Source organism: Achromobacter deleyi (genome assembly GCF_016127315.1).
GTDB lineage: Bacteria > Pseudomonadota > Gammaproteobacteria > Burkholderiales > Burkholderiaceae_B > Achromobacter > Achromobacter insuavis_A.
The window spans coordinates 2,159,231-2,184,344 of record NZ_CP065997.1; the positions used below are offsets into that span (position 1 = coordinate 2,159,231).

General features: G+C 69.6%; 19 protein-coding genes. 7 read left to right on the top strand and 12 right to left on the bottom strand.

Annotated features, from left to right (window positions below; all coding sequences use genetic code 11):
* The first annotated feature begins 9 nt into the window (after positions 1 to 9).
* A complete protein-coding gene (locus I6I07_RS09790; protein ID WP_198486483.1) occupies positions 10 to 792 on the top strand; it encodes an IclR family transcriptional regulator in 783 nt (260 codons plus the stop codon).
* Positions 793 to 842: 50 nt separating this feature from the next.
* Here I6I07_RS09790 and I6I07_RS09795 read toward each other — a convergent pair whose 3' ends face one another.
* The 7 genes from I6I07_RS09795 to ppc all read right to left on the bottom strand — a co-directional run bounded on the left by I6I07_RS09795 (position 843) and on the right by ppc (position 11,564).
* The gene (locus I6I07_RS09795) at positions 843 to 1,571 is read right to left on the bottom strand and encodes an SDR family NAD(P)-dependent oxidoreductase (protein ID WP_198486484.1); all 729 of its coding nucleotides are present in this window, start codon (positions 1,569 to 1,571) and stop codon (positions 843 to 845) included.
* A gap of 141 nt (positions 1,572 to 1,712) precedes the next feature.
* Complete coding sequence (locus tag I6I07_RS09800; protein ID WP_198486485.1) at positions 1,713 to 3,053, bottom strand: short-chain fatty acid transporter; 1,341 nt, start codon at positions 3,051 to 3,053, stop codon at positions 1,713 to 1,715.
* Between the two features lie 185 nt (positions 3,054 to 3,238).
* Positions 3,239 to 4,174, bottom strand: coding sequence for a 3-hydroxyacyl-CoA dehydrogenase family protein (locus tag I6I07_RS09805; RefSeq protein ID WP_198486486.1), 936 nt, complete (start codon positions 4,172 to 4,174; stop codon positions 3,239 to 3,241).
* Between the two features lie 320 nt (positions 4,175 to 4,494).
* Complete coding sequence (locus I6I07_RS09810; RefSeq protein ID WP_232626000.1) at positions 4,495 to 6,963, bottom strand: TonB-dependent siderophore receptor; 2,469 nt, start codon at positions 6,961 to 6,963, stop codon at positions 4,495 to 4,497.
* Positions 6,964 to 7,076: 113 nt separating this feature from the next.
* Positions 7,077 to 8,057 carry a FecR domain-containing protein gene (locus I6I07_RS09815; RefSeq protein ID WP_198486487.1) on the bottom strand — a complete coding sequence of 327 codons (981 nt, stop codon included), beginning with the start codon at positions 8,055 to 8,057 and terminating at the stop codon, positions 7,077 to 7,079.
* Positions 8,054 to 8,578 (bottom strand): sigma-70 family RNA polymerase sigma factor, encoded by a 525-nt coding sequence (locus I6I07_RS09820; RefSeq protein WP_198486488.1) that lies wholly within the window; start codon positions 8,576 to 8,578, stop codon positions 8,054 to 8,056. The genes I6I07_RS09815 and I6I07_RS09820 overlap by 4 nt, the downstream gene beginning before the upstream one ends.
* A 139-nt stretch (positions 8,579 to 8,717) precedes the next feature.
* Positions 8,718 to 11,564, bottom strand: a complete 2,847-nt coding sequence (gene ppc, locus I6I07_RS09825; protein ID WP_198486489.1) for a phosphoenolpyruvate carboxylase — start codon at positions 11,562 to 11,564, stop codon at positions 8,718 to 8,720.
* A gap of 170 nt (positions 11,565 to 11,734) precedes the next feature.
* Between ppc and queC the strand changes: the two genes are divergently transcribed.
* Both queC and I6I07_RS09835 read left to right on the top strand, forming a co-directional pair.
* Positions 11,735 to 12,448, top strand: coding sequence for a 7-cyano-7-deazaguanine synthase QueC (gene queC, locus I6I07_RS09830; RefSeq protein WP_198486490.1), 714 nt, complete (start codon positions 11,735 to 11,737; stop codon positions 12,446 to 12,448).
* A 334-nt stretch (positions 12,449 to 12,782) separates the two neighbouring features.
* Positions 12,783 to 14,399: an EAL domain-containing protein gene (locus I6I07_RS09835; protein WP_232626009.1), complete on the top strand. Its 1,617-nt coding sequence runs from the start codon at positions 12,783 to 12,785 to the stop codon at positions 14,397 to 14,399.
* Here the strand turns inward: I6I07_RS09835 and I6I07_RS09840 are convergent.
* Together I6I07_RS09840 and I6I07_RS09845 are read right to left on the bottom strand one after the other, a co-directional pair.
* Positions 14,377 to 15,561, bottom strand: a complete 1,185-nt coding sequence (locus I6I07_RS09840) for an MFS transporter (protein WP_198486492.1) — start codon at positions 15,559 to 15,561, stop codon at positions 14,377 to 14,379. The genes I6I07_RS09835 and I6I07_RS09840 overlap by 23 nt on opposite strands.
* A complete protein-coding gene (locus I6I07_RS09845) occupies positions 15,558 to 16,103 on the bottom strand; it encodes a GNAT family N-acetyltransferase (protein ID WP_198486493.1) in 546 nt (181 codons plus the stop codon). The genes I6I07_RS09840 and I6I07_RS09845 overlap by 4 nt, the downstream gene beginning before the upstream one ends.
* Positions 16,104 to 16,251: 148 nt before the next feature.
* Here I6I07_RS09845 and I6I07_RS09850 point away from each other — a divergent pair, with 148 nt between their 5' ends.
* Entirely contained in the window at positions 16,252 to 17,142 is an 891-nt protein-coding gene (locus tag I6I07_RS09850) for a LysR family transcriptional regulator (protein WP_198486494.1), read from the top strand.
* Here the strand turns inward: I6I07_RS09850 and I6I07_RS09855 are convergent.
* Positions 17,090 to 18,127, bottom strand: coding sequence for a 2-isopropylmalate synthase (locus tag I6I07_RS09855; RefSeq protein ID WP_198486495.1), 1,038 nt, complete (start codon positions 18,125 to 18,127; stop codon positions 17,090 to 17,092). The genes I6I07_RS09850 and I6I07_RS09855 overlap by 53 nt on opposite strands.
* Before the next feature lie 401 nt (positions 18,128 to 18,528).
* On the opposite strand from I6I07_RS09855, the gene I6I07_RS09860 reads away from it, so the two are divergent.
* The 3 genes from I6I07_RS09860 to I6I07_RS09870 all read left to right on the top strand — a co-directional run bounded on the left by I6I07_RS09860 (position 18,529) and on the right by I6I07_RS09870 (position 22,361).
* Complete coding sequence (locus tag I6I07_RS09860) at positions 18,529 to 19,356, top strand: AraC family transcriptional regulator (protein ID WP_198486496.1); 828 nt, start codon at positions 18,529 to 18,531, stop codon at positions 19,354 to 19,356.
* A 101-nt stretch (positions 19,357 to 19,457) separates the two neighbouring features.
* On the top strand, positions 19,458 to 21,323 hold the full coding sequence (gene ilvD / locus I6I07_RS09865) for a dihydroxy-acid dehydratase (protein WP_061073128.1): 1,866 nt from the start codon (positions 19,458 to 19,460) through the stop codon (positions 21,321 to 21,323).
* A gap of 156 nt (positions 21,324 to 21,479) precedes the next feature.
* Positions 21,480 to 22,361, top strand: a complete 882-nt coding sequence (locus I6I07_RS09870; RefSeq protein ID WP_198486497.1) for a LysR family transcriptional regulator — start codon at positions 21,480 to 21,482, stop codon at positions 22,359 to 22,361.
* 63 nt (positions 22,362 to 22,424) lie between these two features.
* Here I6I07_RS09870 and lpdA read toward each other — a convergent pair whose 3' ends face one another.
* Together lpdA and I6I07_RS09880 are read right to left on the bottom strand one after the other, a co-directional pair.
* Positions 22,425 to 23,822 carry a dihydrolipoyl dehydrogenase gene (gene lpdA / locus I6I07_RS09875; protein ID WP_198486498.1) on the bottom strand — a complete coding sequence of 466 codons (1,398 nt, stop codon included), beginning with the start codon at positions 23,820 to 23,822 and terminating at the stop codon, positions 22,425 to 22,427.
* A gap of 8 nt (positions 23,823 to 23,830) precedes the next feature.
* Positions 23,831 to 25,114 carry a pyruvate dehydrogenase complex dihydrolipoamide acetyltransferase gene (locus I6I07_RS09880; RefSeq protein WP_198486499.1) on the bottom strand — a complete coding sequence of 428 codons (1,284 nt, stop codon included), beginning with the start codon at positions 25,112 to 25,114 and terminating at the stop codon, positions 23,831 to 23,833.

Consider the following 25,114-nt stretch of genomic DNA (forward strand, 5'->3'; position numbering starts at 1 on the left):
GGTAGACGGATGGCCGAGCAAGCAACCCAGCAACCCAGCGACAGCTACGTTCAATCTTTTGCGCGCGGCCTGTCCGTGATCCGGGCGTTCGGCCCGGATCGTTCCCAGATGACGCTGTCCGAGGTCGCGGCCGTCACCGGCCTGACCCGCGCCGGCGCGCGCCGCATCCTGCTGACGCTGGAGCACCTGGGCTACGTCACGGTCGAGGACCGCAAGTTCGCGCTGACCCCGCGCATCCTCGAGCTGGGCTACGCCTACCTGTCGGGCACGCCGCTGTGGAACCTGGCGCTGCCCTACATGGAAGAAGTGGCCGAGCTGACGCGCGAGTCGTGCTCGGTGTCGGTGCTGGAAGGCGCCGACATCGTCTACATCCTGCGGCTGTCGACGCACAAGGTCATGACCATCAACCTGGCGGTGGGCAGCCGCCTGCCAGCGTGGGTGACGTCGATGGGCCGCGTGCTGCTGGCGGGCCTGCCCGCGGCCGAACTGGACCGGGCGCTGGCGCTGAGCCAGATCCAGGCGTACACCAAGGACACCGTCACCGACATCGCCGCGCTCAAGGCCATCCTGGCCGGCGTGCGCGCCGACGGCTACGCCTGCGTGGCGCAGGAACTTGAGCCGGGCCTGCAATCCGTGGCGGTGCCGATCGTCGACCGCAGCGGCCGCGTGATCGCCGCGATGAACGTCAGCGGCCATGCCAACCGCTTCTCGCGCGAGGAAATGCTGGCGACGTTCCTGCCGCCGCTGCGCCACGCCGCCGACCAGATCAACCACGCGCTGCTGCGCCGCTAGGCGGCGCCGAAGGGCGGGGGTGGAAAGATGGTCGGCCATCGCGGCGGGCCTCAGATGGGGGCGACGCCCAGCGTCGTGCCGCCGCAGACATACAGCATCTGGCCGGTGACGAAGCCGTTGTCGGGCGACAGGAAGAACATGGCGGCGCGCGCCACGTCCTCGGGCGTGCCCAGGCGCTTGACCACGATGCTGTTGATGATGCGCTCGGTCTGCGGCGCGCCGGCCGGATTGCTCTTGGTGAACAGGTCGGTGGCGATGGGGCCCGGGCCGATGGCGTTGACGGTGATGCCGTCGCCGCCCAGTTCCATGGCCAGCGTGCGCGTCAGCCCGACCAGGCCGGCCTTGGTGGCCGAATAGACCACGCGGTCCGGCTTGCCCAGCGCGGCGCGCGACGACATGTTGACGATGCGGCCGAAGCCGGCCGCGCGCATCGCCGGCAGCGCGGCCTGCACCAGGATCAGCGCGGTGCGCAGATGCAGGTTGACCACGTAGTCCAGGTCGGCCAGCGTGGCCGTGTCGGCGGTGCCGGGACGCGTGGCGCCGGCGTTGTTGACCAGGCCGACGATGTCGTAGGCCGCGGTCACTTCGGCGGCCACTGCCTTGGTGCGCGCCTCGTCGGTCAGGTCGGCCTGGTACGACACCAGCCCCGCCGGCGGATGCTCGGGCAGGCGGTAGTCGATATTGACCACTTGGTGCCCGGCATCCAGCAGCATGCGGATGATGGCGGCGCCGATCCCGGCGCTGCCGCCGGTCACCAGATACGCGGTAGGTTTGCTCATCTCAGCTCCCAATTCAGTTCTCAATCGCGACATTCTCAAGAACACCGCCTCTCAATATTGCCTCTCCCCCAGCGAGGACACCGCCAGATCCGGCTCTGCCGGTCTGCAGGTGTCGCCCCCTGGGGGGCCGTACGGGGGGGCTTAATGCGTCAAATAGCCCCAGGCCAGCACGGCGGTGATGTGGATCACGCCGACCCACAGCATCATGATGACCGTGTAGCCCATCACGTCGCGCAGCTTCAGCTTGGACAGCGCCAGCGCCGGCAGGATCCAGAAGGGCTGCACCAGGTCGTTCCAGGCGTTGCCCAGCATCACGGCCATGGTGGTCTGGTTGAGCGCGCTGCCGATCTCGCGGGCGGCGTCGATCATGAACGGACCCTGGATGACCCAGTGGCCGCCGGCCGAGGGCGCGAAGAAGTTGATGACGAACGAGCTGATCAGGCCCCAGAACGGCAGCGTGGCCGGCGTGGCGACGTCGACGAACACCTTGGAGATGGTGGTCACCAGGCCCGAGGCGGCCATGATGGCCATGATGCCGGCGTAGAACGGGTACTGCAGGATGATGCCGGAGATCGTCTTGATGCCTTCGGTCAGCTTGGCCACGTAGGCGGCCGGCGTGCCCAGCAGGATGATGCCCAGGAACAGGATGATGAAGTTGATCAGGTTCAGGTCGAGCGAGCCGCCGTCGATGAAGTGGAAGACGACGTAGGCCACGCCCAGCGCGCCGATCAGCAGGCTGAGGATGCGGCTGTTGTTCAGCTTGGAGGCCAGCGTGCCCTTTTCCAGCATGTCCTCGGCCGCGCTGGACGCGTTGGCGTCGCGGTCGATGGCCGGGTCCACTTCGACGATCTTCTCGCCCTTCTTCGGATGCAGCCAGGCGTTCAGCAGCGGCAGCGTCACGATGATCACCAGGCTGGTGATCAGCATCGGCGCCGAGAAGATGGTTTCCGTCAGCGGGATGGTGCCCATCTGCTTGGCGGTGGGGTGGCCGGGGGTGGCCACCAGCACCGGGATGCTGGCCGACAGGCCCAGGCCGTACATGGTGAAGCCGCTGTAGGCCGCGGCGATGATCAGCGGGTAGTGCACGCCCTTGACCTTGAGCGCCAGCTTCTTGGCGACGATGCCGCCGATGACCAGGCCGAAGCCCCAGTTCAGGTAGCTGCCGATGCCGCCGACCAGCGTGGCGACGATGATGGCGGTGTGCGGCTTGTGCACGTGGCTGACGATGCGGTTGAGCAGGCGGTCGGTCAGCGGCGCGGTGGCCAGCACGTAGCCCATCGCCAGGATCACGGCCATCTGGGTGGTGAAGGCCAGCAGGCTCCAGAAGCCCTTGCCCCAGGCGCGGGTCACGTCGCCGATGCCCTGGCCTTCGATGCCCATGGCCAGCAGCACGGTGAGCAGGGTCAGCGCGATCGCGAAGACAAAGGGATCGGGCAGATACTTGCGCATCAGCTCAGTGAAAAAAGATGCCAATTTATTCATGGTGCCTCCTACGAACTCCGGTAAGGCCTATTGCTCTTGTGTCTTGCGCCGTGGCGCGCCGGGTGGGGGCGCGCAGCGGGTGGGACGGTCGGTTTCTTTGCGTGGTTGGGCTCGTGGCCCGCTGGCGCGTCGGGCGGATCGCCGCGCGCCTTATGGTGTAGGGTTTCGGTGTTGCGGTCGCGGCGTCAGGAATCGCCGGCCTTGGCGTTGAGCCACGCGGCCAGCTCGCCCAGCGCCGCGCTTTTTTCGCGCAGCACCTGTTCGCGGCGCTCGGGGCTCCAGGTGTAGAAGCCCTGGCCGCTCTTGGCGCCGAGCTGGCCGTTCTCGACCTTGCTCTTGAGCAGGTCGGACGGCTCGGTGCGGTTTTCCAGGTCTTTATAGAGATAGCTGGCGATGGCGTAGTGGACGTCGATGCCGTTCATGTCGCGCTGCTCCAGCGGACCCGACAGCGCCAGGCGGATGCCCAGGCTCCACTTGACCACTTCGTCGATGTCCTCGGCGCTGGCCACGCCCTTTTCCAGCAGCGAGATGGCCTCGCGCGCCAGGGCGTGCTGGATGCGGTTGGCGATGAAGCCGGGGATGTCCTGGCGCACCAGCACGGGCCGCTTGCCGCCCAGCCGCAGCGTGGCCATGACGCGCGCCACGGTCTCTTCCGAGGTGGCGTCGTTGCGCACCACTTCGACCAGCGGGATGACGTCGGCGGGGGTGAAGAAGTGGGTGCCGACGAAGCGGTCGCGGCGCGCCACGGCGCTGGCGATGGCGTTGATCGACAGGCCCGAGGTGTTGGTGGCGAAGATCGCCTCGGGCTTGCACAGCGCGTCGAGCTGGGCGAACAGGCCGCGCTTGAGCTCCAGGTTCTCGGGCACCGCCTCGATCACCAGGTCACAGGCGGCGGCCGCGTCCAGCGCGGGCGCCATGCGGATGCGTCGCAGGGCCGCGTCGACCTCGCCGGGCGCGTAGACGTTCAACTGGCGTTCGATGACGGCGCGGGCGCGATCCAGGGCGCCGTCCATCGGATCGACCAGGACCACGTCCAATCCCTTCGAGGCGAAGAGCGCGGCGATGCCGCTGCCCATGGCGCCGGCGCCGATGACGGCCAGATTCTGCAGGGGAGTATCCATGAGGGTTCGCTTGCCTTACGGGGCGCGCGCGGCGGGCGGCACAGGCGGAACCAGGGAACTGCGATCTGTCTCTTCCGTCGGTGTCTTCCTGTGCGCGGGCCAGAAAAATCGTTTTGTTCTATATACGAACATTTGTGCGTATATAGAATTTCTGACGAAGATAGTACTAAAAGTTGCCGGGGGTGGACAAATGGCCTTTTTTTGGTGTTCGTCTGGTGGACGCTCTGAGAGAGCGGCCGGCGGCCGAGAGGCCGCGGCCGGCGCGCCGGGCGCTGGCGTGACGCTCTCGGCGGGGCGCGATGCGCCCCGCCGGCCAGGCATCACCAGCGGTAGGTGGCCGTGCCGATCACGCGTCGCGGCTCGCCATAGAAGCAGCCCGTGGTGCAACTGCCGACATACGTCTTGTCGAACAGGTTGGTGACGTTCAACGCCAGGCTCCAGGGGCCGGTCGTGTAGCTGGCCATGGCGTCGAACAGGGTGAACGACGGCACGCTGAAGTCACCGGTGTTGGGCTTGGTGGAACTCTGGTAGCGCATGCCGGCGCCGATCTTCAGGCCCGGCATGCCGAAGCTGCCGAAGTTGTAGTCGCCCCAGAGCGACAACTGGTGGAAGGGGATACCCGGCGATCGCAGGCCGGCCTGGGACGGCTGCAATGGGCTGGCCTTGGTGGTGCGCGCGTCGGTATAGGCGTAGGCGGCGATCACGTTGGCGTTGCGGCCGACGCGGGTGCGCGCTTCCAGCTCGAAGCCGCGCGAGCGCACTTCGCCGATCTGGGCCGAGAACGCCGGATCGACCGGGTCCGTGACCGAGACGTTCTGCCGCGTGAGCTGGTAGACGGCGGCCGAGATCAGGGTGTTCGAGCCCGGCGGCTGGTAGCGCAGGCCGATCTCGTACTGGTCGCCGGTGGTCGGTTCGAAACGCGCGCCCTGGCGGTCGCTGCCCTCCGTGGGCTCGAACGACTGGCTGAAGCTGAGGTAGGGCGCCAGGCCGTTGTCGGCAAGATAGACCAGGCCGGCGCGGCCGGTGAAAGCCTTGCTTCTCTCGTTGTCGATGGATTTCTCGCCGGTGTACAGGTTGCTTTGGTTCTGGCGGACGTGGTCATAGCGTCCACCCAGCAGCACGACCCACTTGTCGGCGATCTTCATCTGATCCTGCAGGTAGAGGCCCAACTGCGGGCTGTCGAAGTTATAGGACCACCATTCGTCCCGGGTCGGCTGGCCCAGCGGCGCGCCATAGACCGGGTTGTAGTAATCGATATTGCTGGCCGTGCGGTCATAGCGCTCGGACTGGTTCTTGGGCCGGGTGTAGTCGAAGCCGGCCAGGATCGTGTGTTCGATGCCGCCATGCGTGCCCCGGTACTGCAGCGAGGTGTCCGCCACCACCGACGAGGAGCGTTCCCAGCGCAGGAATCCGCCGCGAAACGCCGAGGTGCGCTGGTCGGCCGCCAGCCCAGATACCCAGACTCCGGGGAACTCGCTGTTCGAATGGAAGTAGCGCAGGCTGTTGCGCAGCGTGACGCGCTCGTTGAAGGCGTGCTCGAACAGATAGCCGATCGAGTAACGCTCCGAATCGAACTTGCTGTAGCCCGGTTCGCCAGTGAAGCGGTTGCGCGGGATCTTGCCGTGGACGGTCGGGAAGATGGTGCCCTGCGCGGGCAACCAGTAGACGTAGTTGGTCCTGTCCTTCTGGTAGTCGGCCAGCAGCGTCAGCGAGGTCGCCGCGCTCGGCTGCCATTTGAGCGCCGGGGCGATGAAGGTGCGGTCGTCCTTCACATAGTCGACGAACGTGTCGCTGTCGCGCCCCAGCGCCGTCAGCCGGTATGACCACACGCCGTCCTGGTCCAGCGGGCCGCTGAAGTCGCCGGAGATCTGCCTGCGGTTGAAGCTGCCCAGCTCGACATTCAATTCGTGCTGCGGCGTCGCCGTGGGCCGCTTGCTGACCATGTTGATGATGCCGCCGGGCCCGGCCGTGCCGTATAGCACCGAAGACGCGCCCTTGAGCACTTCGATGCGTTCCAGGCCATAGATTTCCTGTTTGCCGTTGAAGGGGTTGACGGTGTATTTGGTGCCGTCGCGATACAGGCTGCCGGTGCCCGCCTGCGCCTGGAAACCGCGGATGTAGATCGTGTCCTGCACCCGCGAGATGCCCTCGAAGCGGCTTACGCCCGCCACGTAGCCCAGCGCGTCCTGCACATTCTGCGCCTTCAGCGTCTCGATTTCCTCGGCGCCGACCACCGAGATCGATTGCGGCGTTTCGATGATGGGCGTGTCGGTCTTGGTGCCGGTGGCGCTGAGGCGGGCGGCGTAGCCATGCAGCGGGCCGGTGGCGGTTTCCGGCCGGGCGGTGACGGTTACGGCGTCCAGCGTGGTGGCGTCCGGCGACGAGGCGGGGGCCGGCTGCAGCGTGTAGCTGCCGTTGCGCTCGCGCGCCGCTTGCAGGCCGTGGCCGCGCAGCAGTGCGGCGAAGCCCTCGCCCACGCTGTAGCTGCCGTGGATGCCATCGCTGCGCTTGCCCTGCAGCAGGCTGTCGTTCATCGTCAGTTCGACGCCCGCCGCGCTGGCGTAGGCGTTGAGGGTCTGGCTGAGCGGGCCGGGGGCGATGGCGTAGGCGCGGCGGACTTCGGCGCTCTGGGCCTGCGCGGGCGGCGCGCTGCCCGCGCAGGCCAGCCCGGCGCTCATCAGCAGCGCCAGCCGGATCGCGGCGGCGCGGTGTGACAGGGGGCGGCGATGAACGGGAAGAAGGGGAGAGGCGGCCGCAGGACGGCCGCGCGACGGTGGATGGACGGACATGACTTGAGCCTTGCTGATCGGGTCGAGGGTGGAGGGAGTCACCCTGTATCCCGGATGAGCAGGCGCGAGGGACAATCGTCCGCGCGGAAAAGTTGTAACGGCGGCGCCGCACTTCAGTCGGCGGCCCGCAGCGTGACCCAGTAGCGCGTGCGATAGGTCACGGTCACCGGCAGCCCGCGCGTGAGGTTGTCCAGCGCCCTGTCGGTGTCGCGCAGCGAGAACACGCCGCTGACGCGCAGGCCGGCCACCTCCGGGTCGCAGCGCACGATGCCAGAACGGTAGCGCGCCAGCTCGGCGGCGAAGTCGTCCAGCCGCATGCCGTCTGCCACCAGCACGCCGCGGCTCCAGGCGGCCGCGTCTTGCGCGACGGCGACGGGCGAGTCGACCCGGTCGCGGGTAAAGCGCGAGCCCTGGCCCGCGTCGAGCCGGACCCCGGCGCCCGGCGCATCCGCCGGGCGGATTTCGACCGCGCCCTCGAACACCTCCACGCGCGACGTGTCGTCATCGTCGCGCACGCTGTAGCGCGTGCCCAGCGCCCGCACCGTGCCATGGCGCGTGCGGACCAGGAACGGGCGCGGCGCGGCGGCGCTGTCGGGCGCGGTGGCGACCAGGATTTCGCCGGCCCGCAGCACCACCAGCCGTTCGGTGTCGGAAAAACGCAGGTCGATGGCCGAGGCGGTGGACAGCGTGACGCGCGTGCCGTCCGGCAAGGTCAGGTCGCGGATTTCGCCGGTGGCGCTGCGGTAGTCGGCCGTGGCGCGCTGCCAGGTCTCGGTGCCGCGCGCGGCATAGCCGGCGCCCGCCAGGATCGCGCCGAAGCCCAGCGCGCGCAGCGCGCGGCGGCGGCCGGCATTGCGCGCGGGCGTGCGCAGGGCGTGGCGCGCGGCGTCGCGCGGCAGGCCGAGCAGCTTGTCCTCGAACGCCGTGAGGCGCTGCCAGGCCTGCTCGTGGTCGGGGTGCCCGGCGCGCCAGCGGGCACAGTCGGCCCGGTCCTGGTCGCTGGCGTCGTCCGACCACAGCTGGGCGATCCATTCGGCCGCCTGCCGCAGGATGGCGGGGTCCAGCGGGGCTTGCGTGCGCGCGGCGTCCGTCATGCGCCGGCCGCCGTCAGTTGCGCCTGATAGCAGGCCAGCAGCGCGGCGGCGATGTATTTCTTGACCGAGGACACCGACACGCCGAGCCGGGTCGCGATATCGCTGTAGGGCAGGCCGTCGAGCTTGCACAGCAGCAGCGCCTCGCGCGCCTTGGCGGGCAGCTGGTTGAGGATGGCGTCGATCTCGACCAGGGCCTCGATCACCAGCGCGCGCGCCTCTTCGGACGGCGCCTGGGGGCGCGGCAGATGGACGATGGTTTCCAGGTAGGCGGCCTCGATCTGGCGGCGGCGGTGCAGGTCGATGACCAGGCAGCGGGCGATCTGCGCCAGGTGTTGGCGCGACTGGTGCGGCTCAGGCAGGCGGCCGGTGTGCAGGATGCGCAGATAGGTGTCGTGCGCCAGGTCGGCCGCGTCCCAGGCGTCGCCGAGGCGGCGGCGCAACCAGCTGCGCAACCAGCCGTGGTGTTCGGCATACAGGCTCTCGATGCCCTGTCGCGGCACGGCGGATTCGGGGGGGGACATGGCAAGGCCTCCGGCGCAAAGGCATGCGGAGGGCCCGGCGCAATGGGATGAGAATAATACTCATTTTATATCGCATGCCTGCGCCCCCGCAATGCGCGGCCGGGCGCGGGGCCCGGCCGTGGTCCCGCGCCCCCTGGCCTCAACCCGAATTGCGCAACCCGGCGGCGATGCCGTTGATGGTCAGGTGGATCGCGCGTTGCACGCGTTCGTCGGCCTCGGCGGCGGGCGACTTCTGCGCCGCGCGGTGGCGGCGGATCAGGTCGACCTGCAGGTAGTTGAGCGGGTCGATGTAGGCGAAGCGCTCGCGCAGCGAGGCCTGCAGCGCGGGGTTGTCGGCCAGCAGCTCGCGCCGCGTCAGCAGCTTGAGCATGGCCAGGGTGCGGCCGTGCTCGGCGCTGATCATGCCGAAGATCTTCTCGCGCAGCGCGCGCTGCGGCACCAGCTGCGCATAGCGCGCGGCGATGGCCAGGTCGGACTTGGCCAGCACCATCTCCATGTTGGACAGCAGGGTGCGGAAGGCCGGCCAGTCGCGCGCCATTTCGCGCAACTGGGCCAGGCGGCCGCGCTGCGAGCGTGGCGCCCCCGGCGCGCCGGTTTCCAGATAGGCCTCGATGGCCGAGCCCATGCCGTACCAGCCGGTCAGCATCAGGCGGCACTGGGCCCAGGAAAAGCCCCACGGAATGGCGCGCAGGTCTTCGATGCGCTGGCCCTTCTTGCGCGAGGCTGGGCGCGAGCCGATGTTCAGGCCGGCGATCTCGGCGATGGGGGTGGCGGCGAAGAAATACTCGGCGAAGCGCGGCGTGTCGTAGACCAGGCCGCGGTAGCTGCGCTGCGCGCTCTCCGACATGAACGACATGGCCGGGCCGTGCTGCGCCATGTGCGCGTCTTCGGCGCTGGTGGCCTCGGCGCGCGGCGCCAGGCTGGATTCGAGCGTGGCCGCCACCAGCAGTTCCAGGTGCCAGCGGCCGACCTCGGCGTCCTTGTACTTGCTCTGGATGACCTCGCCCTGCTCGGTCAGGCGGATCTGGCCGGCCACGGTGCCGGGCGGCTGCGCCAGGATGGCGTCGAAGCTGGAGCCGCCGCCGCGGCCCACCGAGCCGCCGCGGCCGTGGAACAGGCGCAGGCGCACGTGGCGGCTGGAGAACACGTCGACCAGCGCGCGTTCGGCCTGGTACAGCGACCAGTTGGAGGTCAGGAAGCCGCCGTCCTTGTTGCTGTCGGAATAGCCCAGCATGACTTCCTGGGCGCCGTTCTGGGCCCGCTTCACGCGCTCGCGGATCTCGGGCAGGTCGAGCCAGGCGGCCATGATGTCGGCGCCGCGCTGCAGGTCGGGGATGGTCTCGAACAGCGGCACCACCATCAGGCCGTCTTCCGGCGCGATCTCCTGGCCGGCGGGCGCGATCAGGCCCGCTTCCTTTTGCAGCACCATCACTTCCAGCAGGTCGCTGAGCGTTTCGGTGTGCGAGACGATGGTCTGGCGCACGGCCTGCTTGCCGTAGCGCTGGCGGCCGGCGGCGGCGGCGCGCAGCACCGCCAGTTCGCGCGTGGTGTCTTCGCTGTAGGCGATCCAGGGTGAGGCCAGCGGCCGCGCCTGCGCCAGTTCGGCGCGCAACAGCGCCACGCGCGCGTCTTCGTCCAGCGCCAGGTAGTCCAGCGGCTGGCCGTCGTGGGTGGCGCCGGCGCGGCTGAACAGCTCGGCCAGGGCGCGTTCGTGCACGTCGGAACTCTGGCGCAGGTCGACCGTGGCGAGATGGAAGCCGAACACTTCGACGGCCTGCTGCAGGCCGGCCAGGCGCAGCTTGCCGATCGGGGCGCCATGGTGCGCGGCCAGCGACGCGGCGATGACGGCCAGGTCGGCGGACAGCTCTTGCGGCGTGTCGTAGGGTTGCGCCGCGACGGTGCTGCGGCGGGCCAGGTTCTGGCCGGTCAGGCGCAGCGCGGTGGCGGCCAGGCGCGCATAGACGCCGACCAGCGCGCGCCGGTAGGGCTCGTCGCTGCGATGCGGCGAGTCGTCGCCGCTATGCTCGGCCAGCGCCACCAGTGCCGGATCGACCGCGATCAGCAGCGTGGTGATGGACAGTTCGGCGCCAAGCGCGTGGACTTCCTGCAGGTAGTGCTCGAACAGCACGGTGGCCTGGCGCAGCAGCGCGCGTTCCAGCGTGTCGGCGTCGACGTTGGGATTGCCGTCGCGGTCGCCGCCGATCCAGCTGCCCATGCGCAGGAACGGCTCCAGCGGCGGGGGCGGGGCGCCGAACGGCTTGGCGTCGCGGTTGAGCAGCTTGGACAGGTCGCCGTAGACGCGCGGGATGACCTGCAGGAAGGTGCTGCGGTAGTACGACAGCGCGTTCTCGATCTCGTCGGCCACCGTCAGGCGGGTGTAGCGCAGCATGCGCGTCTGCCACAGCGTGGCCACGCGGCCGAGCAGGGCGGCGTCGAGTTCGGCCAGTTCTTCCGGCGTCAGCGGGTTGTCGCGCTGGACCAGCGCGGCGGCGATCTCGCGATGCACGTCCAGCGTGCTCTTGCGCTGCACTTCGGTGGGGTGGGCGGTCAGCACCGGCATGACGCAGGCGTCGGCCAGCAGCCGGCGGATGCGCGCGGGCGTCACGCCGTGGCGGCCCAGGGCCTGCACCGCGTCGCGCAGGCTGCCGCGCGCGGGCGCGTCGCCGGCCAGGGCGCGGGCGCGCTGGCTGCGGTTCTGGTCGCGGTCCTCGGCGATGTTGGACAGGTGCAGGAAATAGCTGAAGGCGCGCGCCACCGAGTTGGGGTCGCTGCCTTGCAGGTGCTTGACGCGCTGCTCCAGCAGCTTGCCGTCGGCGGCGTTGCCTTCGCGGCGGAACTTGACGGCGGTGCGGCGCAGCGTCTCGATGGTGTCGAAGACGCGTTTGCCTTCGCATTCGGCGATGACTTCGCCCAGCAATCGGCCTAACAGCCGGATATCGTGACGCAAGGGTTCTGCTGAATCGGACTGCGGGCGGCTGGCATTCATCGGGCGGGAGATCCGTCGGGCTGCTGGGAAAGGGAGGGTGGGGTGATGCGCGCTGCTGGTAAACCGTGAACGAGAACGTCACCGATTTTACGCAGGCTTCCTTACGGGCAAGGCCGCCGGCTGCGGTAAAGTCTGGCTCTATCCCTTTGTCTTTGCAGAAACCCCCTTTTATGCTGAATCACCAACGTCGCGCGCTCGTGCTGTTTTCGGGCGGCCAGGATTCCACCACCTGCCTGGCCTGGGCGCTGGACCGCTATGCCCATGTGGAAACCGTGGCGTTCGATTACGGCCAGCGCCATCGCATCGAACTGGATGCGCGCCTGAACGTGCTGCGCGACGTCCGCGCGCGCTTTCCGCACTGGGCGCCGCGCCTGGGCGAAGACCATCTGCTGGACCTGAAGGTGCTGGGCCAGGTGGGCGACACCGCCATGACCAGCGACCGCGCCATCGAGATGCAGGCCAACGGCCTGCCCAACACCTTCGTGCCGGGGCGCAACCTGCTGTTCCTGACGCTGGCGGCGGCGCTGGGCTATCGGCGCCAGCTGGACGTGCTGGTGGGCGGCATGTGCGAAACCGATTTCTCGGGCTATCCCGATTGCCGCGACGACACCATCAAGGCGCAGCAGGTGGCGCTGGGCCTGGGCCTGGGCAGCCGCGTCACCATCGAGACGCCGCTGATGTGGATCGACAAGTCCGAAACCTGGGCGCTGGCCAAGCACCTGGGCGGCGACGCGCTGGTCGACACCATCGTCGAGGAAAGCCATACCTGCTACCTGGGCGAGCGCGGCGCGCGCCATGCCTGGGGCTATGGTTGCGGCGAATGCCCGGCCTGCAAGCTGCGCCGCGCCGGCTGGGACAAATGGCAGGCACAGGGCGCGGCTTGAGCCTTCCGCCCGCGGCAACCCGACAACGATCCCCCTTCTGAAAGCACCCGGCGGCCCGCCGCGGCGCATTGCCGACTTGCGCCGCAATGGCGTCAGAAACCGCGCGGACAGTAGCCGCGCGCGTGTCGCTACGTTTCACCCACCGGTGATTTTTATTTCGATATATTGAATTCCATTCATTTAAAAATGAATGGAATTCAATGATTTTCGACTTTACGCGGCAACATGAGAGATTGAGCGCTCTTTTTTTGCGACCCTGTTCCAGGTATGGAGATGCAAAAAAACATTTCAATACCGTTCGATGGAAAGCGTTTTTACCCAGGGCTCAATCATCATGCATCGGTCGCGCATTATCCTTATTTTCGATAACGAATTCGCCAAGCAAGGCATCTCCGATTCGCTCGAGCAGATCGGTTTCGTCCTGAATCCCGTATCGCTCCAGGAACCGGCGCCGGCGCGCCATGCCGGCGACATCCAGGTGCACCTGTGCCTGCCGCGGGATCTGGACATCACGATCGGCCAGTTGCGCGCGCGCTTCGCCCAATCGACCATCATCGCCATCCGCCATATCGAGAGCCCTGCGGTGCGGATCAACGCGCTGCTGGCCGGCGCCGACAGTTGCTACGGCGCCAACATCAGCTACAGCGAGGTGGCGGCGGCGATCCAGTCGGCACAGCGCAAGCTGAACTTGTGCCAGCCCGCCGCGGCATCCGCGCCGCGTCGGTCGGACGTGGTGGCGGCGGCCGTGGCGGAGCAGAGCTGGCGCCTGTGCGACAACGAATGGACGCTGATGTCGCCGGGCGGTCCGGGCGTCAACCTCACGCCCATGGAACGCGCGGTGCTCAAGGGCATGTACGGCCATCCCGAGCGGATCATCCGTCGCGCGGATTTCGCCGTTGCCAGCCTGGACATCGCCGGCAATGGCCGTGCGCTGGACCTGGTCATCAGCCGCCTCAAGCGCAAGGGCGCAGCGGCCGGCATGGCCATTCCGATCCGCAGCCTGCGCGGCAAGGGGTATGCGTTCTCGGCCGCGCTGGCCCAGGACGGCGGCGGCGAAGGCCACGAATCCACGGTGATCCGGAAAGAGGGCGCCGCGTCGCCGCTGCTGGCCGCGCTCCAGGGCGACCGCCTGCAATTCCATTACCAACCCATCGTCACCGCCACGGATCTGGAGATTGTCGGCGCCGAAGCCCTGTTGCGATGGCGCGCGGCGGGCGGCGAAACGATGGGCATCGATGGCCTGTTGCGCGAAGTGGGCGTCCCAGAGGCGGCGCAGGCCTTGATCAGTTGGGGCCTGCACACCATCGCCCATGACCAGGCGCGCTGGCGGCAGGCAGCGCACGGTTCAGGGTTTGCGGTGAACATCAATATCTCGCCGCAGAGCTTCGCCCGCCGCGATGTCGTCGGCGCGATCCTGCGCGATATCGCCGCGTGCGGCCTGGCGCCCGGCGATATCCGCATCGAGCTCACCGAAGAAGCGGCCCTGCATGCCGGATCCGCCGACATCCGTTCCATGCTGGAGGCGTTCACCAGCCGCGGCATCCAGGTCTGGCTGGACGATTTCGGCAAGGGCTACAACAACCTCGAATGGTTGTCGACGCTGCCACTGGCGGGGTTGAAGCTGGACAAGTCGATTGTCTGGAGCGCCGCGCGACAGGCGGACGCGCAGAAGGTGCTGACGTCGATCTGTCAGTTGGCGCGCGACCTGGATATCGCCACCGTGGCCGAGGGCATCGAGACCGAGGCGCATTGCCGCGCCGCGCGCGAGGCGGGTTGCGACCTGCTGCAGGGCTTTCTGTTCTTCCGGCCCGGCACCGGTGATGAACTGGCCGCCGCGCTGGCCGAGCAGCGCTGGCGCCGCGCCGGCATGGCGCGTGCCCGCGAGCGCCTGGCCCCGGCCGTGACGTTGCGTGATGGCGGCGCGCCGCTCAGCTCCGCGTCCGGGCAATGAAGCGCCACCGCAACGCCAGCGCCGCGGCCAGGATGGCGCCGGCCAGCCCCGCCGACAGGCCCATGGCGGCGGGCGCGCCGTGCCGTTCCACCACATAGGCGTAGGTCACCGGCGCGGCCGCGGTCAGCAGGAAGCTCGGCATCAGCAGGCCGCCGACCACCGCGCCGTAGCGACGGAAGTCGAACAGCGCCAGCGGCAGGGTGCCGCGGGTGATGGTCAGCAGGCCGTTGCAGGCGCCATACAACAGCGCGTAGGCGGCCAGGGTGGCGGGATGGCCGCCCGAAAACAGCGCCAGCGTGAAACTCAGCGGCAGCAGGGCGGCCACCGCCAGGGTCAGGGTCAGCGGATGCAGGCGCGACCCCAGCGCGACGTCGGCCAGCCGCGAGGCGAACTGGCCGATCCCCCACAAGGCGGCGACGTTGACCGCCAGCGCCTTGGCCAGGCCCAGTCCGGACAGCAGCGGGATCAGATGGGCGGCATTGCCGGCCGCCAGGAAGTTGGTGAGCATGGCGATGACCGCGTACAGTGTGCCGGCCAGGCGCCGTTCGGACACCGTGCGCGTCAGGCCGGTGGCGCCTTCCTGCCCCGCCGCTTGCGCCGGCGCGGCGTAGCGCGTGCGCGGCAGCGCCAGGTACAGCGGCAGGGTCGCCAGCGCCAGCGCGCCATAGGCCAGCACCGCGCCGCGCCAGCCGAGCCAGCCCGACAGCGCATGGCCCACGGGCCACATGACTGTCGAGGCGAGGCCGCCGAACAGCGTGATCTGCGACATCGGCCGCCGCGCGGTCGGGCCGGCGGCGCGCGCCAGCGAGGCGAACGCCGCGTCGTACAGGCACAGCCGCATGCCGACGCCCAGCACCGTCCAGGCGGCGAAGTACGCCGCCACGCCCTGCGCGGCCGCCAGCACGGCGCAGCCGGCCGCGGCCACCAGGGCGCCCGCCGGCATCACGCGGTGGCCGCCCCAGCGGTCGACCGCCCGACCGGCCAGTGGCGACACCAGGGCCATGACCACGATGGCGCAGGAGAAGCCGCCGTAGATCGTGGCCGGGTTCCAGCCCAGGTCGGCCGCCATGTCCGGCCCCAGCGCGCCGACCAGGTAGAACGTCACGCCCCAGCCGACCAGTTGCGTCAGCCCCAGGCAGACCACCGCGCGGGTGGCGATCATGGGCGCTGCGGCGGCGTGCTGTCGCCTTCGCCCAGCGCGCGCTGCATCAGCACGGTGTCGCGCCATTCGCCATGCTTGTGGCCCACCGAGCGCAGCGTGCCGACCGGATGGAAGCCCTGGCGCGCGTGCACCGCCAGCGAGGCGGCGTTGCGGCTGTCGCCCACCACCGCCAGCATCTGCCGCCAGCCGGCCGCGGCGCAGCGCTCGACCAGGGCGCCCAGCAGCCTGCCGCCGATGCCCTGGCCGGCGCGGCCGTCCTTGACGTAGACCGAGTCCTCGACCGTGTGGCGGTAGGCCGGGCGCGGGCGGTAGGGCGTGACGTAGGCGTAGCCCACCACTTCGCCGTCGATCTCGGCCACCAGGTAGGGCATGTCCTTTTCCAGCACGCCGGCGCGGCGCTGGCGCATTTCCTGGATCGACGGCGGTTCCAGTTCGAACGAGGCGGTGCCGTGCTGCACGTGGTGCGCGTAGATGGACTTGATGGCGGGCAGGTCGGCGTCGACGCTGTCGCGGATCAGGAGGGAGGCGGCGGATTGCGGCATGGCGGGGGGGCGGCGAGGAAGGAGATCGAGGGGTGAAAAACCAGCCGCCAGTGTGGCGCAAGGCAATGCATAAATAAAGCTTTGGTCTATTATGATTTTCATAAGTAAAACTTTGAACAAGCGTTTTGAATAAGCGGGGAAGCGAGCCATGCGCGGACTCAATCTGGACGCCCTGCGCACCTTTGCGCAGGTGATCGAACTGGGCAGTTTCTCGGCCGCCGCCGAACGGGGCGGCATCACCCAGCCGGCGGTCAGCCTGCAGGTGCGCCAGCTGGAGCGCCGCTTCGGCCTGAAGCTGGTGGAACGCGTCGGCCGCCGCGCGGGGCCGACCGCCGCCGGCCTGGAGCTGCTGACCCACATCCGCGCGATCGACACGGCGCTGGCGCAGGCCGAGCAGGCCATGACGGCGCACGCCTCGCAGGTGACCGGGCGGGTGCGCCTGGGCACCGGCGCCACCGCCTGCACCTATCTGCTGCCGCCGCTGCTGGCCGGCCTGCGGCGCCGCTTCCCGGCGCTGGACGTGGTGGCCAGCACCGGCAACACCGCCGACATGCTGCGCGGGCTGGAGAACAACACGCTGGACATCGGCCTGGTGACGCTGCCGGCGCCGGGCCGCATGTTCGAGGTCACGCCGGTGCTGGAAGACGAGTTCGTCGCCATCTTTCCGGCGCGCGGCCCCCTCGCGATTCCCGCTACCGTTACGCCGCAGGCGCTGGCGGCGTTGCCGCTGGTGCTGTTCGAGCCGGGCGCGCGCACCCGCCGGCTGGTGGACGACTGGTTCGAGGAAGCCGGCATGGCGGCCAAGCCGGTCATGGAACTGGGCAGCACCGAGGCCATGAAGGAAATCGTGGCCGCCGGCCTGGCCTGCGCGGTGCTGCCCAAGCTGGCGGTGAGCGGCGCCGGCCACCGCGACAGCCTGGCCGTGCGCTCGCTGGCGCCGCGCCTGGCGCGCACCCTGGCCATCGTGGTGCGCCGGGACAAGCCGCTCAGCCGAGGATTGCGGCACCTGCAGGAGGCGTTGCTGGCGCTGCGGGCGTGAACGCATAGGGGTGGAATACGTCCACCGGCAGCTGGTTGCAGGCCTCGACGCAGTCGCGCACGGCGGCCATGTCGGTAAAGTCCAGGCCGCTCGGGATGCCCTGCCGGTCCAGGTTGAGCGCCAGCGTCACCAGGTCGACGTTGCCGGTGCGTTCGCCATTGCCGAACAGGCAGCCTTCGACCCGGTCGGCGCCGGCCAGCACCGCCAGTTCGGCCGAGGCCACGGCGGTGCCGCGGTCGTTGTGCGGATGCACGCTCAGCACGATGCTGTCGCGCCGCGCCAGGCGGCGGTGCATCCATTCGATCTGGTCGGCGTAGACGTTGGCGCTGGTGCATTCCACCGTCGACGGCAGGTTGATGATCATCTTGCGCGCCGGCGTCGGGCGCCAGATGGCGCTGACCGCGTCGCAGACCTCCAGCGCGAAATCCAGTTCGGCCAGGCTGAAGGTCTCGGGCGAGTACTGGTAGATCCACGTCGTTTCCGGGTGCGTGTCGGCCAGGGCGCGGATCTGGCGCGTGCCGGCCAGCGCGATCTCCTTGATCTCGGCGCGGCTCATGCCGAACACGATGCGGCGCCATTGCGGCGCGATCGGGTTGTACAGGTGCACGATGGCGCGCGGCGCGCCGCGCAGCGATTCGAAGGTGCGCGCGATCAGGTCGGGCCGCGACTGGGTCAGCACTTCGATGGTGACGTCGGCGGGAATGCGGCGCTCCTCGATCAGCTTGCGCACGAAATTGAAGTCGGTGTCGGACGCCGACGGGAACGCGACTTCGATCTCCTTCAATCCCACCGCCACCAGCTGTTCGAAAAAGCGCAGCTTGCGGGCCGCGTCCATCGGGTCGATCAGCGCCTGGTTGCCGTCGCGCATGTCGGTGCTCATCCAGATGGGCGGCGCGCTCGGGCGGCGGGCCGGCCACTGGCGTTCGGCGTAGTCGCGTGCAAAGGGCTGGACGGGGCGGTACTTGTGTTGGGGATGGTCGAGCATGGAAACCTCCGGCCGCGCGGCGCGCGGCGTCTGGGGCCGCCGGTCTGCGGCGGCGGTCGGGCAAGGGAGGTGGCGGACGGACCCGTCAGAGGGCCCGGGGCTGCCGGGCGGCCACGGGGCGCAAGGCCCGGCAACCGCGCGCTAGTCGTAGCGTCGGCAGGACGGCGGGCGCGATCGGGCAAAGGGGGCGCGCGTCCGGAATGGCGCGCGGAACCATGATGGCGTCCGATTTCCCGACCACGCGCGCGCGCCGGCCGCGGAAAGCGGCGCAGGGGGCGGAGCAGCGGGGGAAAAGACGCATGATCGGAACGCGGACAACGGGGAAAATCGGCGGGAATGCAGGCAGGATAGGTACACTGGAACAGACCGTCTACCGCCAGCCAGACATCGATCGTCGAGAAATGGACAAACCCAAACCCCCGCCTCGCCCGTCCGGATCGCGCAAGCCCGCGGATCTGGACCTGTTTCCGTACGAGTCCTCGCAGCGGCCGGTGGCCGCGCTGGCGGTGGATTACGAGGACGGGCACCGCGTGCGGCGCCATCGCCACCGCCGTTCGCAGTTGGTGTACGCCATCTCGGGCGTGATGGTGGTGGATACCGACGCGGGCATCTGGGTGGTGCCGCCCACGCGCGGCGTCTGGGTGCCGGCCTGGGTCTCGCACGCCATCCGCATGAGTGGCGAGCCGCGCATGCGCACCGTGTTCGTCGAGCCGGGCGCGGCCTCGCATTTGCCCAACGAATGCTGCGTGCTGTCGATCTCGCCGCTGCTGCGCGAGCTGATGGTGGCGGCGGCCGCGGTGCCGCTGGACTGGCAGCCCGGCACCCGCGACGGCCGCCTGATGATGCTGCTGCTGGATGAACTGAAGCAGGAGCCGGTGCTGCCGCTGCACCTGCCGCAGCCGTCCGAGCCGCGCCTGGCGCGCATCTGCCGCGCCATCGTGCGCCACCCCGAGCGCCAGGCGGGCGCGGCCGACTGGGCGCGGGAACTGGGGGTGGATCCCAAGACGGTGCATCGCCTGTTCCTGCGCCACACCGGCATGACCTTCGGCCGCTGGCGCCAGCAGGCGCGGCTGCTGGCGGCGATGGAGCGGCTGGCGCGCGGCGAACGGGTGCTGGATGTGGCCCTGGATCTGGGCTACGAGAGCCCCAGCGCCTTCGCGGCCATGTTCCGCAAGGCCCTGGGCGAGCCGCCCAGCGCCTTCGCGGCGCGCGGCGCGGCGTCCGCCTGATGGCCGCCAGGCGGCCTCGGGGCGGCCTGCGGCCGCTGCCGGCCGGAACCAGCGTATTATTTACCGTTTTGCCGCCCACGCTAATAGCCTGAGACAAGATCATGCCGCACTACCGTTCCCGCACCTCGACCCACGGCCGCAACATGGCCGGCGCCCGCGCCCTGTGGCGCGCCACCGGCATGAAGGACGGAGACTTCGGCAAGCCGATCATCGCGGTGGTCAACTCGTTCACGCAGTTCGTGCCGGGCCACGTGCACCTGCGCGACCTGGGCGCGCTGGTCGCCAAGGAAATCGAGGCCGCCGGCGGCGTCGCCAAGGAATTCAACACGATCGCCGTCGATGACGGCATCGCCATGGGCCACGGCGGCATGCTGTATTCGCTGCCCTCGCGCGAACTGATCGCCGACTCGGTCGAATACATGGTCAACGCGCACTGCGCCGACGCCATGGTCTGCATCTCGAACTGTGACAAGATCACCCCGGGGATGCTGATGGCCGCGATGCGCCTGAACATCCCGGTGGTGTTCGTGTCCGGCGGCCCGATGGAAGCCGGCAAGGTCAAGTCGCCGACCGACGGCAAGGTGATCGCCAAGATCGACCTGATCGACGCCATGATCAAGGCCGCCGACCCGAAGGTGTCGGACGCCGAAGTGGCCGAAGTCGAACGCAGCGCGTGTCCGACCTGCGGCTCCTGTTCCGGCATGTTCACCGCCAACTCGATGAACTGCCTGACCGAGGCCATCGGCCTGGCGCTGCCGGGCAACGGCACCATCGTCGCCACGCACGCCTGGCGCAAGGGGTTGTTCGAGCAGGCCGGCCGCCTGGTGGTGGACCTGTGCCGCCGCTACTACGTCGAGGAAGACGAGTCGGTCCTGCCGCGCAACATCGCCACCAAGAGCGCGTTCCAGAACGCCATGGCGCTGGACGTGGCCATGGGCGGCTCGACCAACACCGTGCTGCACCTGCTGGCCGCGGCGCAGGAAGCCGGCGTCGACTTCACCATGGCCGACATCGACCGCATCTCGCGCAAGGTGCCGTGCCTGTGCAAGGCCGCGCCCGCCACCGACAAGTACCACATCGAAGACGTGCACCGTGCCGGCGGCATCCTGGGCATCCTGGGTGAACTGGCGCGCGCCGACCTGCTCGACCTGTCCTGCGGCAACGTGCACAGCGGCACGCTGGGCAACGCCATCGCGCAATGGGACGTGGCCGGCGGCGCCGGCGAAGCGGCGCAGAAGTTCTACCGCGCGGCCCCTGGCGGCATCCCCACCACCGTGGCCTTCAGCCAGGACGCCACCTTCCTGACGCTGGACACCGACCGCCAGACCGGTTGCATCCGCAGCAAGGAAAGCGCCTATTCCAAGGACGGCGGCCTGGCCGTGCTGTACGGCAACCTCGCCGAGAAGGGCTGCATCGTCAAGACCGCGGGCGTGGATGAATCGCAGTGGGTCTTCACCGGCCGCGCGCGCGTGTTCGAAAGCCAGGACGACGCCGTCGAGGGCATCCTGGGCGACAAGGTCGTGGCGGGCGACGTGGTGGTGATCCGCTACGAAGGCCCCAAGGGCGGCCCCGGCATGCAGGAAATGCTGTATCCCACGTCGTACCTGAAGTCCAAGGGCCTGGGCAAGACCTGCGCGCTGTTCACCGATGGCCGTTTCTCGGGCGGCTCGTCGGGCCTGGTGATCGGCCACGCGTCGCCTGAGGCGGCCGAGGGCGGCACCATCGGCCTGGTGGAAGAGGGCGACACCATCGAGATCGACATCCCCAACCGCAAGATGCACCTGGCCGTGTCCGACGAGGAACTGGCCCGCCGCCGCGCCGCGATGAACGCGCGCGAGGATGGCGGCTGGCTGCCGGTGGGCCGCGAGCGCGTGGTGTCGCAGGCCCTGCAGGCCTACGCGGCGCTGGCCACCTCGGCCGACCGCGGCGCGGTGCGCGACCTGTCGCAGCTCAAGCAGAAGCGTTGATCGGCCGCGGGTCGATGCAGTGAAAAAAGCGGCGCCGCGTGCGCCGCTTTTCTTTTGCGTCCGCGCTGCCGGATAACCCCGCCGTCGGCCAGGGCACCGCGCAATTGCGGCGGCGGCGCGCGATAAAATCCGGATACTTGTGATCCGGAGTCAAAAATGGCGCTCAATTCCGAGGCCCTGCGGCTGTTCCTGGGCGTGGTCGACGCCGGCTCGATGAGCGCCGCCGCCGAAATGCTGGGCCAGACCGCGTCCGGCGTCAGCCGCGGCCTGTCGCGCCTGGAGGAAGACCTGGGCGTGACGCTGCTGACCCGCACCACGCGGCGCATGGAACTCACGGCCGAAGGCGCGCACTTCCTGCACAAGGCGCGCCAGATCGTGCAGTCGCTGGAAGAGGCCGAGGAATGCATGCGCATCGTCAACCAGCAGCCGGCCGGCCGCCTGCGCGTCGACGCTTCGGTGCCCGTGATGCTGCATTGCGTGGTGCCGCACGTGGCGGACTTTCGCCGCGAGTACCCGGCGATCTCGCTGGAGCTGACCAGCAACGACCGCATCGTCGACCTGATCGAGCATCGCACCGACGTGGCCTTGCGTATGGGGCCGCTGAACGATTCCACGCTGCATGCGCGGCCCATGCGGCCGCGGCCGCGCTGGTTGATGGCCAGCCCGGACTACCTGGCGCGGCGCGGCGTGCCCCGCACCGTCGAGGACCTGGCCGGCCACGAACTGCTGGGCTTCACCCAGCCCGAGAGCCTGAACGTCTGGCCGCTGCGCCACGCGGGCGGCTCCACCTATCTGGCCACGCCCACGCTGGCCACCTCCAGCGGCGAGACCCAGCGGCACCTGGCGCTGCGCGGCGTGGGCATCGCCTGCCTGTCGGACTTCGTGTCGCGCGACGATCTGATCGAAGGGCGCCTGGTGCGGATCATGGAAGACCTGCACACCGACTACCTGCAGCCGATGCACGCGGTGTACTACCGCAACACGCAGCTGTCGCGGCGCATCGCCTGCTTCCTGGATTTCTTCGCCAGCCGGTTGTGAAGACGGGCGTCTGGCGCGGCCGATAAGGGTCCGCGCCAGACGCCTTGCGCGTTGCCGCCTGCCTTAGCCGTGCAGCGCCCGGCCAAAGGCCGCCAGCACCGATTCGTGCAGCGTTTCCGACAGGGTCGGATGCGCGAACACGGTGTGCATCAGGTCTTCCTCGGTGGCCTCTAGCGCCGCCGCCACGCCGTAGCCGGCGATCAGCTCGGACGCCTCCGGGTGGATGATGTGCGCGCCCAGCAGCTCGCCGGTCCTGGCGTCGAACACCGTCTTCACCAGCCCCTGGTCCTCGCCCATGGCGATGGCCTTGCCGTTGCCGGCGAAGGTGAACTTGCCGACGCGGATCTCGCCGCCCGTCGCCTTGGCGTGCTCGCGCGCGCGGGCCTCGGTCATGCCGATGCTGGCGACCTGCGGGTGCGAATAGGTGCAGGCGGGGATGCGCAGCGGGTCGAGCGCATGCGCCGGCAGGCCGGCGATGGCTTCGACGCACAGCACGGCCTCGTGGCTGGCCTTGTGCGCCAGCCACGGCGCGCCGGCCACGTCGCCGATGGCGTAGACGCCCGGCTCGGCGGTGCGGCACAGGCCGTCGGTGACGATGTGGGTCTTCTCCACTTTGACGCGGGTGTGTTCCAGGCCCAGGTCCTCGACGTTGCCGACGATGCCGGCGGCCACGATGACGCGCTCGACTTCCAGTTCGGACTGCTTGCCCTGTTGCTCCAGCACGGCCTTCACGCCCGTGGCCGTCAGGCTGGACGACTTGACCGCGCACTGCGTCAGCACGCGGATGCCTTGCTTCTCGAAGGCCTTGCGCGCCAGCGCGGAGATCTCGGCGTCTTCTTGCGGCAGGATATCGGCGGTCATGTCGATCAGCGTCACTTCCGCCCCGACCGCGCGGTAGAAGCTGGCGAACTCGGCGCCGATCGCGCCCGCGCCCACCACCAGCAGGGACTTGGGAATCGCCGGCGGCGTCAGCGCCTGGCGGTAGGCCCAGATGCGCTCGCCCACCGGCAGCGCCGGCAGCTCGCGGGCGCGCGCGCCGGTGGCCAGGATGATGTGGCGGGCCGACAGCGTGGGGCCGTTGTCGAGCGCGACACGGCCGCCGCCGGCCAGCTTGGCGCTGGCGGCAAAGACCGTGACGCCGTTCTTTTTCATCAGGTGCGCCACGCCCTGGCCCAGGCGGCCGGCGACCTTGCGCGAGCGCGCCACCATCGCGGCCAGGTCGGGCCGGGCCGCGCCCGCGCCGGTCACGCCGTAGTGATCGGCCTCGCGGCAGGCGCGCAGCACGGTGGCGCTGTGCAGCAGCGCCTTGGTCGGGATGCAGCCCCAGTTCAGGCAGATGCCGCCCAGCTCGGCGCGCTCCACCAGCGCGGTGGACAGGCCCAGCTGCGCCGCGCGGATGGCGGCCACGTAGCCGCCGGGGCCGCCGCCGACCACCACCAGGTCAAACGAAGTCTTGGTCATGGCGAGGCTCACAGCAGGATGCGCACGGGGTTTTCGATCAGCATGCGGAAGGCGGCCAGCCAGCGCGCGCCGACGGCGCCGTCCACCACGCGGTGGTCGGCCGACAGCGTCACGGTCATGACGGTGGCGGCCTGCAGGTCGCCGTTGTCGTCCACCACGGGTCGGCGTTCGGCCGCGCCCACCGCCAGGATCGCCGCCTGCGGCGGGTTGATGATGGCGGCGAACTGCTTGATGCCGTACATGCCCAGGTTGCTGACCGTCAGCGAGCCGCCGGTGAATTCCTCGGGCTTGAGGCGATTGACCTTGGAGCGCCCGGCCAGCTCGACGATCTCGCCGGCGATGGCGGACAGCGGCTTGACGTCGGCGTCGCGCACGATGGGCGTGACCAGGCCGCCGTCGGTGGCCACGGCGACGCTGATGTCGGCGCCGGCGTGGAATTCGATGGCGTCATCGTGCCAGCTGGCGTTGACCTCGGGCACCTCGCGCAGCGCCAGGGCGGCGGCGCGCACGATGAAGTCATTGACCGACAGCTTGACCGCGCCCCCCTGGTTGGCCTGCGCGCGCAGGGCCAGCAAGGCGTCCATGCGGCAATCCACCGTCAGGTAGAAGTGCGGCACCTGCTGCTTGCTTTCGGTCAGGCGGCGGGCGATGGCGCGGCGCATGCCGGAATGCGGCACGCGGCGGCCGGCGGCGCGGCTGGCCTGGGGCGCGGCGGCAACGGGGGCGCGGTCACGCGCGGCTTCGACGTCGCGGCGCACGATGCGGCCGCGCGGGCCGGTGCCTTGCACTTCGAGCAGGTTGACGTGCCATTGCGCGGCCAGGCGGCGCGCCAGCGGGCTGGCGAAGCGGCGGGTGCCGGGGGCAATGGCGGCGTCGGGCGAGGCCGGTGCGGCGGCGCCGGCCGTCGCGGACGGAGCGAGAGCGCTTGCGGGGGCCGTTGCCGAGGCAGCCGATGTTGCGGCAGCCGTTGCTGCGGCGGCCGATGCCCCGGCCGGCGCGGCGCCCGCGCCGTGTTCCGCCAGCGCCTTGTCGATCGCGCTGGCGTCTTCGCCAGGCGCCAGCAGCACGCCGATCACGGTGTTGATCGGCACCGACGCCGGGCCGGCCTGCACCACGATGCGGCCGAGCACGCCCGCGTGTTCGGTGTTGATCTCGACGATCGCTTTCTCGGTTTCGATTTCCGCCAGCGCCTCGCCCACGGCGACCGTGTCGCCTTCCTGCTTGAGCCACTGGTGCAGCGTGCCGACGTCGGCATCGGCCGCGACGGAGGGGAGCTTGATAAGGTGTGCCAC

Coding starts and splice junctions, on each gene's coding strand:
- I6I07_RS09790 (WP_198486483.1), top strand. CDS start 10: ATGGCCGAGCAAGCAACCCAGCAACCCAGCGACAGCTACGTTCAATCT.
- I6I07_RS09795 (WP_198486484.1), bottom strand. CDS start 1,571: ATGAGCAAACCTACCGCGTATCTGGTGACCGGCGGCAGCGCCGGGATC.
- I6I07_RS09800 (WP_198486485.1), bottom strand. CDS start 3,053: ATGAATAAATTGGCATCTTTTTTCACTGAGCTGATGCGCAAGTATCTG.
- I6I07_RS09805 (WP_198486486.1), bottom strand. CDS start 4,174: ATGGATACTCCCCTGCAGAATCTGGCCGTCATCGGCGCCGGCGCCATG.
- I6I07_RS09810 (WP_232626000.1), bottom strand. CDS start 6,963: ATGTCCGTCCATCCACCGTCGCGCGGCCGTCCTGCGGCCGCCTCTCCC.
- I6I07_RS09815 (WP_198486487.1), bottom strand. CDS start 8,057: ATGACGGACGCCGCGCGCACGCAAGCCCCGCTGGACCCCGCCATCCTG.
- I6I07_RS09820 (WP_198486488.1), bottom strand. CDS start 8,578: ATGTCCCCCCCCGAATCCGCCGTGCCGCGACAGGGCATCGAGAGCCTG.
- ppc (WP_198486489.1), bottom strand. CDS start 11,564: ATGAATGCCAGCCGCCCGCAGTCCGATTCAGCAGAACCCTTGCGTCAC.
- queC (WP_198486490.1), top strand. CDS start 11,735: ATGCTGAATCACCAACGTCGCGCGCTCGTGCTGTTTTCGGGCGGCCAG.
- I6I07_RS09835 (WP_232626009.1), top strand. CDS start 12,783: ATGCATCGGTCGCGCATTATCCTTATTTTCGATAACGAATTCGCCAAG.
- I6I07_RS09840 (WP_198486492.1), bottom strand. CDS start 15,561: ATGATCGCCACCCGCGCGGTGGTCTGCCTGGGGCTGACGCAACTGGTC.
- I6I07_RS09845 (WP_198486493.1), bottom strand. CDS start 16,103: ATGCCGCAATCCGCCGCCTCCCTCCTGATCCGCGACAGCGTCGACGCC.
- I6I07_RS09850 (WP_198486494.1), top strand. CDS start 16,252: ATGCGCGGACTCAATCTGGACGCCCTGCGCACCTTTGCGCAGGTGATC.
- I6I07_RS09855 (WP_198486495.1), bottom strand. CDS start 18,127: ATGCTCGACCATCCCCAACACAAGTACCGCCCCGTCCAGCCCTTTGCA.
- I6I07_RS09860 (WP_198486496.1), top strand. CDS start 18,529: ATGGACAAACCCAAACCCCCGCCTCGCCCGTCCGGATCGCGCAAGCCC.
- ilvD (WP_061073128.1), top strand. CDS start 19,458: ATGCCGCACTACCGTTCCCGCACCTCGACCCACGGCCGCAACATGGCC.
- I6I07_RS09870 (WP_198486497.1), top strand. CDS start 21,480: ATGGCGCTCAATTCCGAGGCCCTGCGGCTGTTCCTGGGCGTGGTCGAC.
- lpdA (WP_198486498.1), bottom strand. CDS start 23,822: ATGACCAAGACTTCGTTTGACCTGGTGGTGGTCGGCGGCGGCCCCGGC.